We start from the raw sequence: 8,074 nt of genomic DNA, 5'->3' as shown, positions 1-8,074 counted from the left end.
CAAGTCCTCTCTAACTTGTGGAGTGGTGGGTAATGCGAACCAAGTTAAGTGGATTCATCTATTCGTTAGTGGGATTGATCTACTCTGGGATAGTATTGTTGTTTGTTGCAATCAGCACAGAAGCTGCCTTAGTGGATAACGTGACTGTTGACAAGAGCGAATTAATATCAGCTATTGATGAAGCTTCTATAAAATTAGAAAGTGCAGTTGCAGGCGATGAGCCAGGAGAATATCCTCAGTCGGCCATCAGTGCTTTTGGTGCTGCCAAAGATAAAGCAGAGTCTGTTGCCGAAGATGACAACGCAACGCAGGCTGAGGTAGACCAGACTTTATCAGACCTTAAAGCTGCTGAAGCCAGATTCGATGCAGCTAAAATTACAGCCGTGGACCATACTCCTCCTTCAACTGTGAGCAGTCTCAGGGAAACTGGCACAGGTACAAGCTGGATCAGATGGGGCTGGAAAAATCCCAGTGAACCTGATTTCAGTTATGTGATGTTGTATCTGGACGGTGTATTTATCAGAAAGACGCCTAATGCATTTTACAACGCTACCGGATTCTCTCCAGGAACTGTACATACTCTCAGTATAGAAACTGTAGACACTTCCGGAAACATCAATCCTGAATTGGTGAGTGATCCTGCAACAACTGAACCCTTAATAGATACAGTGCCTCCGTCACCTGTAACGGCTCTTAACGAGAGCAGTGTAGGTCTGGATTGGATCAGATGGACCTGGAAAAACCCGAAAGATGCTGATTTTGAGCATGTTATGGTATACTTTGATGATAAATTTGTCACAAATACATCTGATGTTTTTTACAACGCAATTGGACTGGCTGAAGGCACAACTCACACTATAAGTCTCAAAACTGTGGACACTTCGGGGAACATCAATCACAAAACTGTGAGCGATTCGGCAACGACTAAGATCACAGACAGAACTCCACCGGCACCTGTAACAGATCTTAACGAAAGCGCTATAGGTGCAAGCTGGATCTATTGGACATGGACCAATCCTGCAGATCAGGATCTCAGTCATGTGAGGATATACATAGATGGTGCATTTGTCACCACCACTCCCAACAATTATTACAATGCAACAGGACTTAGCAATGGAGTGGAACATAGCATAGCTATCGAAACAGTGGATGCTTCAGGGAACATAAATACTGCGCAGGTAACTGATCCTGCAACCACATTGAAATTGCCTGTGATCTCAAATGTCGCCGGAAGGAGCATAAAGGCCACTTCGATCACACTGGAGTGGGATGCTTCTGAAGATACTGCAACGGTACAAATAAGCGTGAATGGTACTCTCCTTGATACCGTGACCGAATCAAGATATGTACATAGTGATCTTAATAGTTCCACAACTTATAACTATACTCTGGTCCCATTCGATCAAAATGGGCTGAAAGGCGAAGCAGTAAGTATCAGCCTTACAACGTCTTCCTCCAGCAGCAGTGGCGGCGGTGGAGGAGGAAGCAATGGAGGCAGCAGTAAGAGTAGCAGTGGGGGCGGAGGCGGTGGCGCAGGTAGCGTTGAGGACTTTGCAAACATCGCTATGAAAGATGTGGACAGTGAATACCTGAGAACAAATAGCAATATCACCTATGAATTCACAAGAGAGGGCAATGCTATCCAATCTGTTCGTTTCTATTCTCTTAAGAACTCAGGAGAAATAACCTCTACTATAGAGGTGCTGAACAACAGATCAAAGCTTGCACTTATCGATCCGGAGGGGTTGGTTTACAAATATATTAACATCTGGGTAGGTAAGGCTGGTTTTGCTACATCCGATAATATAAGGGATGCACAGGTGGAGTTCAGGGTGAACAATTCATGGCTGGAAGAGATGGCAATAAGTGCTGATAACATAAAATTGCAGCGATATAATGGAACTGCATGGGAAGTGCTGCCTACTATCCTGGAAAGTAACAATACCAGCTATTCCATATTCGAAGCCCAAACTCCGGGTTTTTCCCCATTTGCGATCACTGCCCAGGGTCTGCTCACTTCCCTTGTGGATAATGTTACTGATACACCATTTACTCATATCAGTGATGTAGGTATGGAGAAAAAGCAGCCAGCAAAGTCCAGGATATGGACATTCATAATTGTTTTTGTATTGATGGGAATACTTGCAGTTGGATATGAATACCTGAAGAAAGAGTAAGATTAATCTGCTTTACATCCTTTACCAGATACCAATGAAAGGAACAGTTCTTGGAATAGAGGGCACTGCATGGAATCTTAGTGCAGCTATTGTCAATGAGAAAGATGTTATCGCTGAGGTTACACATACGTATGTGCCTCCTGTTGGGGGAATACACCCCAGGGAAGCTGCGCAGCATCATGCCAGATTTGCTTCACATATAATAGGAAGACTGCTTGATGAAGGACGAAAAAAAGGTATATCCAGCTCTATGATAGACGGAATAGCCTTTTCTCAGGGTCCGGGTCTTGGTGCGTGCCTGCGCACTGTAGCTACTGCAGCACGTGCTCTTTCTTTGGGTCTGGATGTGCCTCTTATAGGTGTCAATCATTGTCTTGCACACATAGAAGTCGGTCGCTGGAAGACTCCCGCCAGGGACCCGGTGACATTGTATGTCAGTGGTGCCAATTCCCAGGTACTGGCATATAAAATGGGTAAATACCGTGTGTTCGGAGAAACACTGGATATTGGTCTGGGGAATGCATTGGATAAGTTTGCCAGAAGTGCAGGACTTACTCATCCGGGTGGTCCTAAGATCGAAGAAATGGCAAGGAAAGCAAAAAATTACATCCCAATGCCCTATGTTGTGAAGGGTATGGACCTGTCTTTTTCAGGACTTTCCACAGCTGCCACAGATGCTCTTGCAAAGGCCAGCCTTGAAGATGTATGCTATTCTTTCCAGGAAACAGCTTTTTCCATGGTCGTGGAAGTAACAGAAAGAGCACTTGCCCATACAGGCAAGAAAGAAGTACTGCTTGCCGGAGGTGTAGGAGCTAATATGCGCCTTCGGGAAATGCTTAAAATAATGTGTGAAGATAGGGGTGCTTATTTCTACGTTCCGGAAAAACGTTTCATGGGCGATAATGGGGCAATGATAGCCTATCTTGGTTTATTGATGTTGGATTCTGGCAGCGTCATATCTGTTGAGAACTCCCATGTGAACCCCAATTTCAGGCCAGATTCCGTGGATGTTACGTGGATCACTGACAAGGATCTGGAAGGTGATCTGTAAATGTACCTGGCCAGAGGAGCAGAAGCACTCGTTACACTCGATGAAGGTATAGTGATAAAAGAACGGATCCCAAAAAATTATCGCTTACAGGAGATCGATGAGCGTATACGTAAAGAAAGGACCCGTGCAGAGGCGAGGCTCATTTCCGAAGCCCGCAGAGGTGGAGTGCCTACTCCTGTGATATATGACATACAGGATTTCCGAATAGAGATGCAGTACATTGAAGGCAAGCCCCTGAAATATCTCATGGATGAAGAAATGAGCAACAAAGTTGGCCAGCTTGTAGGTCGTCTTCACTCGAATGGTATTATACATGGTGATCTGACAACTTCTAACATGATATTTTCTAATGCCAGAATATACCTGATCGATTTTGGTCTGGCCTATATGGACAGCAGTCTTGAAGCACAGGGTGTGGATGTGCATGTACTTTTCCAGACATTTGAGAGTACACACAGTGACCACGAGAAACTGATAGCAAGCTTCTGTCAGGGTTATCGGAAAAGTTTTGTAACTGCCGATGATGTGATCGAACGTGTGAAAGAGATCGAGAAAAGAGGTCGTTATGCGTAAAATAGTATTTGTGACCGGCAACAATGGAAAATTCAGCGAAGCAAGATCCATACTTGCGGCAAAGAACATCGAGCTGATACAAAATTCAGATGGCTATCCTGAATTGCAGGAAGATGAGCTGGAACCCATAGCTTCTTTCGGAGCAAAATGGGCGGCTGAAAAGCTGCAGATCCCTGTTATGGTGGATGATTCTGGCCTTTTCATTAATGCACTTAATGGTTTTCCAGGTCCTTACTCTGCTTTCGTGGAAAGCAAAATCGGTAACAAAAGAGTGCTCAAACTTATGGAAGATGAGGACGACCGCAAGTCGGTCTTTAAGTCAGTTATCGGTTACTGTGAGCCTGGAAAAGAAGCCGTCGTATTCACAGGTACAGTTGAGGGGCACATATCTTTTGAGGAAAGGGGTACCGGTGGATTCGGGTATGATCCAATATTCGAGTATCATGGCAGGACTTTTGCAGAGATGACCGATGAAGAGAAGAACAAGCTTTCCCACAGGCGCAGGGCGCTGGACAAGTTCTTTGAATGGCTTCCTAAGTAAAGGTGACACATTTTGGGGCGAAGCTTCTTCAGAGATAACGAAGGTATCGACACCATTCCCCTGAAAATGGTGGTGTATCTGGTGATTACAGGATGTGTGCTTGCTTTGATAGCAATGTCATGGAACGCCATTGTTCCGGTAAAGCAAGGCTATGATGTTGAGAAACAATTGTCTGAGGCATCTCTTGAACTGCTTTCTCTTCAGCACGGTAAAGCACGCGATCTTTCCATGCCTTTCAGTTCCGAGGGTAGTATGTGTTCCATTGAACTTGATTTTCCGCAGGAGGTCACTTATGTTGGATTTGGTGTGGACCCGGATCCGGACAACGATGGCAATGTAACTAACTCTGCCTGGAACATAGAAAACAACACCATCATTTACAGATATGACAACAGTGTTAAGAAAAGATGGATCATAGAAGCTGAAAAGATCAACTTCTGCCAGGGTGTCCGGTCAGATACCGGCAGCTGGTTCCCGGACTATACATTTAATTCATCCACAAATATGGATGCGGGGATAGTGATTGAAAAGCCTGTATCAGGAGCCTACGTTTTTGAACTTGTCAGGAACAATGGCACTTATACGTTATCACATTTTCCTGTATAGTCCCTGACATATCTCAGGGACTTCAGGTAAAGAAGAGGGTCAGTAATACAACAGGACATACCTGTTATCAAAGTATGCTCCAGGAGTTGTGAAATCGAATATTACAAGTGCACCTGCTTCAGGTCTTACTTGCATCGATAGTTCTGTTCTTGTAGGTAAGCCATCATATGTGGTATCTTCTTTAGAAAACACTTTACGGATATCTACCACTAACTCCATTATATCGCCGGTACGCAATACTGGCTGATTTGCTTTGAACGTAGATTGATCTCGTATTCTTATTGGGCTGACCGAAATATAGTCTTCTGTCGGCAGGTGGATGGCTGATCCTGTGTTGCTGGTGTCGTATCTCAAATTTGCAACATGTGCTCCGTCTGACATGTATACAATAAGCTGTGAAAGATCCACATCCTCGCTACCGGGACCAAGGGATACAGAGATATGTAATTTTGTGATATCTCCATAGTCCAGTCCGTTATTTACTGTAATTGTTCCGCTGGTGGTACCGGAAGCGGTGTTTGAGATCGTGAAAGAATAGGTTCCTGCAGTAAGGAATCTGTGTTCATAATATGAATCTTCCTCCACATCTACAGTAATGTTCTCAACATTGACCGTGAAGGATTCACTTTCTGAGACCCATTCCACTATACCTCCTCTGGGGATCTCGATACTGGTGTTTGAAAGGCCGCTACTGGTAACAGTGATCGTTCCGTAGGTCGCACGTTCACCCTCCACCCTGTCTACTCGTAGATTAGAGGCTACTTCCTTTGTAGTTTCCTGGCCGGTCTGCGAAGCTTTCTGCTGTAATACCCCTGATGTCTTGATGAGAAGCGCAGAAGCTACTGCGGCTACAAGGACCATTGATATGAATATGATGAGTGTACCAATACCCATCTGTGCACTTTCATCTTTGTGCATTGAATGCTTCCTATTTGCTTTCGTGCGATTTCCCTCAATTAAGTTATGATCTATTAAGTTAGTAAGTAATGGACAAGGTTTCATTAGTGTTTATAGTATATTAAATCTTTTATAATAATCTATTTACAAATGTGTCAATATGGGTACTTGCTATTTAAATTAATTAATATAATAATGTGCTCAAAATTCATAGCTGATTCTCTATAAGGATAGCGCGTGCTGGTGCAGCATCACAATCTATGATCTTCAATGGTAGACAGATAAAAGTGTAAATTCCTTCTTCCACTTTTCCAAGGTCAAGGCACTCGACAATATTCACTCCCTGAGAAAGCAGTGATCTGTGCAGTGGGAGACCCACTTCATTTTCGATGGAGAACGCATCAACTCCCAATATCTTGATCTCTTTAGTAGACATCCAGGAGGCTACATCCTCTTTCAGGAACAAATTACCAGTTTCTTCAATTGAAGAGGCACCTGTTTTTAACAATAATGCATCTATTTTGTTTTCCGGACCAATTGCCTTCCATGCTGTATCCAGATGCCCTGCACAGATGTGGCTCCCCATACACCTCACATCCAGCAGGATCGCGCGCCCAATTAAGCTTCCCGGACACAGCATATCAACGGAAATCCCATTTTCCAGAACGTGAGAAGGAGCATCCACATGAGTACCAGTGTGGCTTCCCATAAATATGGTTGAAAGGGTAAAACCCTCTTTTCCAATAGAGCAGATCCGTTCGATAACTGGCTCAGGATCTCCGGGATATACAGGCATACCTTGCCTAATAGCTATGGTTATGTCTATGACCCTTTTGCCTTCAAATATCATTGATATTTCTCATTCACTATCTTCTGGGAATTGTTGAGGACCTTTTCTGCCTGTTCAAGGGTAAGCCCAGCTCCCATGGCGACCTTCAGGGCTGTATCCCTGGTTATGAGATTTCCCGGACTATGTGTATCAGTATCCACCACGCACTTTGCGCCAGTTTCTAAAGCTATCCTGGCTACGTGGCCATTAGTTCTATTATGACCGTTCCTTGCTGTTATTTCAAGGTGGACATTGTTATCAACTGCTTTTTCGGCTTCTTCAATGGTTATAAAACCGGGGTGTGCAAGGATATCCACATCTGATAGCTCCACTGAAGCATTGTTTGTTCCGGGTGCAACAGGTTCCACACTTGTTTCTCCATGCACTACTACTATTTCCGCTCCAAGTTCCTTTGACAGGCGGGCCATTTTCCCTATCTTAGTGGGAGGGACATGTGTTATCTCAACTCCGGCAAGTACTTTAATATCCATCACTTCTTCAAGGTACTTTGCCTTGCTAACATTTTCAATAATATGTTCCACGTTGGTAAAGTCTGCATGGTCAGTTATTGCAATAGCTCTGTAGCCGTGCATTACTGCTCTTCTCACAAGTTCACTTGGGATAAGTTCGCCATCACTGAATAGGGAATGTGTATGCAAGTCGATCATAATGTCACCATTATTTCTTACTTATAATAAGGATGCCATATGAAATAAAGATTTATATCATCAATGCTGATATGAAGGTTATTAACTAATGGATAGCGATAATTGTATCTTAAGGATATTTTAAGGAAGGATGAAACAATTGCCTGGAATTATCAGAATGGTCCTTGACGTTCTAAAGCCGCACCACCCATCGATAGTAGAGTTTTCCAAAAAACTAAGTGTTCTGCCGGGTGTTTCCGGTGTCAATCTCAGCTTGTATGAAGTTGACCAGCAGACAGAGACCATCAAGATAACCATCGAGGGTGATGACCTGGACTATGAAGAGATAAAACAGTCCATAGATAATCTGGGTGCAGTGATACACAGTATTGATGAGATCGTGGCAGGTCACAAACTAGTAGAAGAAGTAGAGACCCTGCAGGAACGTTAGATATCTCACTTAACCGCCTGAATGTTCCAGTTCATATAACTCCAGAGTGACAGCTTCCATATTTTGCATGATACCCTGATATTCCAGGGGATTTGCCTGTTTTTTTCAGGCCTGCAGGTTATGGCTTGCAAGGTCTGAGGACATTATCAGTACCTTGCAACAACATCAGCAAAAGCGAAATTAGGTTTAATGTCCTTCACCTTTATTCTTACTTTATCTCCTTCTTTTGCACCTTTTACAAAAACGACAAAATCCTGGATCCTGAACACTCCATCGCCTGTTGATCCTGTACTGGTGATCTC

The 8,074-nt window shown here is 43.8% G+C and carries 10 protein-coding genes; 6 read left to right on the top strand and 4 right to left on the bottom strand.

Annotated elements, in window-relative coordinates:
* Window positions 1–32 precede the first annotated feature (32 nt).
* Genes A4E24_RS00520 through A4E24_RS00500 form a run of 5 tightly spaced genes read left to right on the top strand, consistent with a single transcriptional unit; the run spans window position 33 to window position 4,948 of the window.
* Complete coding sequence (locus A4E24_RS00520) at window positions 33–2,177, top strand: PGF-pre-PGF domain-containing protein (RefSeq protein ID WP_292350760.1); 2,145 nt, start codon at window positions 33–35, stop codon at window positions 2,175–2,177.
* A 34-nt stretch (window positions 2,178–2,211) separates the two neighbouring features.
* Entirely contained in the window at window positions 2,212–3,228 is a 1,017-nt protein-coding gene (locus A4E24_RS00515) for a bifunctional N(6)-L-threonylcarbamoyladenine synthase/serine/threonine protein kinase (RefSeq protein WP_292350759.1), read from the top strand.
* Window positions 3,229–3,801: a Kae1-associated kinase Bud32 gene (locus A4E24_RS00510; RefSeq protein WP_292350758.1), complete on the top strand. Its 573-nt coding sequence runs from the start codon at window positions 3,229–3,231 to the stop codon at window positions 3,799–3,801.
* Window positions 3,794–4,342 (top strand): XTP/dITP diphosphatase, encoded by a 549-nt coding sequence (locus A4E24_RS00505; RefSeq protein WP_292350756.1) that lies wholly within the window; start codon window positions 3,794–3,796, stop codon window positions 4,340–4,342. Before A4E24_RS00510 ends, A4E24_RS00505 begins: the two co-directional genes overlap by 8 nt.
* Window positions 4,343–4,354: 12 nt before the next feature.
* On the top strand, window positions 4,355–4,948 hold the full coding sequence (locus tag A4E24_RS00500; RefSeq protein WP_292350754.1) for a hypothetical protein: 594 nt from the start codon (window positions 4,355–4,357) through the stop codon (window positions 4,946–4,948).
* Between the two features lie 39 nt (window positions 4,949–4,987).
* On the opposite strand, the gene A4E24_RS00495 is transcribed toward A4E24_RS00500, so the two are convergent.
* The 3 genes from A4E24_RS00495 to A4E24_RS00485 form a co-directional block, all read right to left on the bottom strand.
* On the bottom strand, window positions 4,988–5,866 hold the full coding sequence (locus tag A4E24_RS00495) for an archaellin/type IV pilin N-terminal domain-containing protein (protein ID WP_292350752.1): 879 nt from the start codon (window positions 5,864–5,866) through the stop codon (window positions 4,988–4,990).
* 187 nt (window positions 5,867–6,053) lie between these two features.
* Window positions 6,054–6,695 carry a cyclase family protein gene (locus A4E24_RS00490; RefSeq protein ID WP_292350750.1) on the bottom strand — a complete coding sequence of 214 codons (642 nt, stop codon included), beginning with the start codon at window positions 6,693–6,695 and terminating at the stop codon, window positions 6,054–6,056.
* The gene (locus tag A4E24_RS00485) at window positions 6,692–7,342 is read right to left on the bottom strand and encodes a histidinol phosphate phosphatase domain-containing protein (RefSeq protein WP_292350748.1); all 651 of its coding nucleotides are present in this window, start codon (window positions 7,340–7,342) and stop codon (window positions 6,692–6,694) included. The genes A4E24_RS00490 and A4E24_RS00485 overlap by 4 nt, the downstream gene beginning before the upstream one ends.
* A 130-nt stretch (window positions 7,343–7,472) precedes the next feature.
* On the opposite strand from A4E24_RS00485, the gene A4E24_RS00480 reads away from it, so the two are divergent.
* Window positions 7,473–7,772 (top strand): DUF211 domain-containing protein, encoded by a 300-nt coding sequence (locus tag A4E24_RS00480; RefSeq protein ID WP_292350745.1) that lies wholly within the window; start codon window positions 7,473–7,475, stop codon window positions 7,770–7,772.
* Window positions 7,773–7,918: 146 nt separating this feature from the next.
* Here the strand turns inward: A4E24_RS00480 and A4E24_RS00475 are convergent, their stop codons facing one another.
* A complete protein-coding gene (locus A4E24_RS00475) occupies window positions 7,919–8,071 on the bottom strand; it encodes a TRAM domain-containing protein (RefSeq protein ID WP_367121123.1) in 153 nt (50 codons plus the stop codon).
* Window positions 8,072–8,074: the final 3 nt, after the last annotated feature.

It is taken from the genome of Methanomethylovorans sp. PtaU1.Bin093 (genome assembly GCF_002067275.1).
GTDB lineage: Archaea > Halobacteriota > Methanosarcinia > Methanosarcinales > Methanosarcinaceae > Methanomethylovorans.
The sequence above is the reverse complement of the archived record's forward strand: the minus strand, read 5'-3'. Positions and strand labels throughout refer to the sequence as shown.

Coding starts and splice junctions, on each gene's coding strand:
- A4E24_RS00520 (WP_292350760.1), top strand. CDS start 33: ATGCGAACCAAGTTAAGTGGATTCATCTATTCGTTAGTGGGATTGATC.
- A4E24_RS00515 (WP_292350759.1), top strand. CDS start 2,212: ATGAAAGGAACAGTTCTTGGAATAGAGGGCACTGCATGGAATCTTAGT.
- A4E24_RS00510 (WP_292350758.1), top strand. CDS start 3,229: ATGTACCTGGCCAGAGGAGCAGAAGCACTCGTTACACTCGATGAAGGT.
- A4E24_RS00505 (WP_292350756.1), top strand. CDS start 3,794: ATGCGTAAAATAGTATTTGTGACCGGCAACAATGGAAAATTCAGCGAA.
- A4E24_RS00495 (WP_292350752.1), bottom strand. CDS start 5,866: ATGCACAAAGATGAAAGTGCACAGATGGGTATTGGTACACTCATCATA.
- A4E24_RS00490 (WP_292350750.1), bottom strand. CDS start 6,695: ATGATATTTGAAGGCAAAAGGGTCATAGACATAACCATAGCTATTAGG.
- A4E24_RS00485 (WP_292350748.1), bottom strand. CDS start 7,342: ATGATCGACTTGCATACACATTCCCTATTCAGTGATGGCGAACTTATC.
- A4E24_RS00480 (WP_292350745.1), top strand. CDS start 7,473: ATGAAACAATTGCCTGGAATTATCAGAATGGTCCTTGACGTTCTAAAG.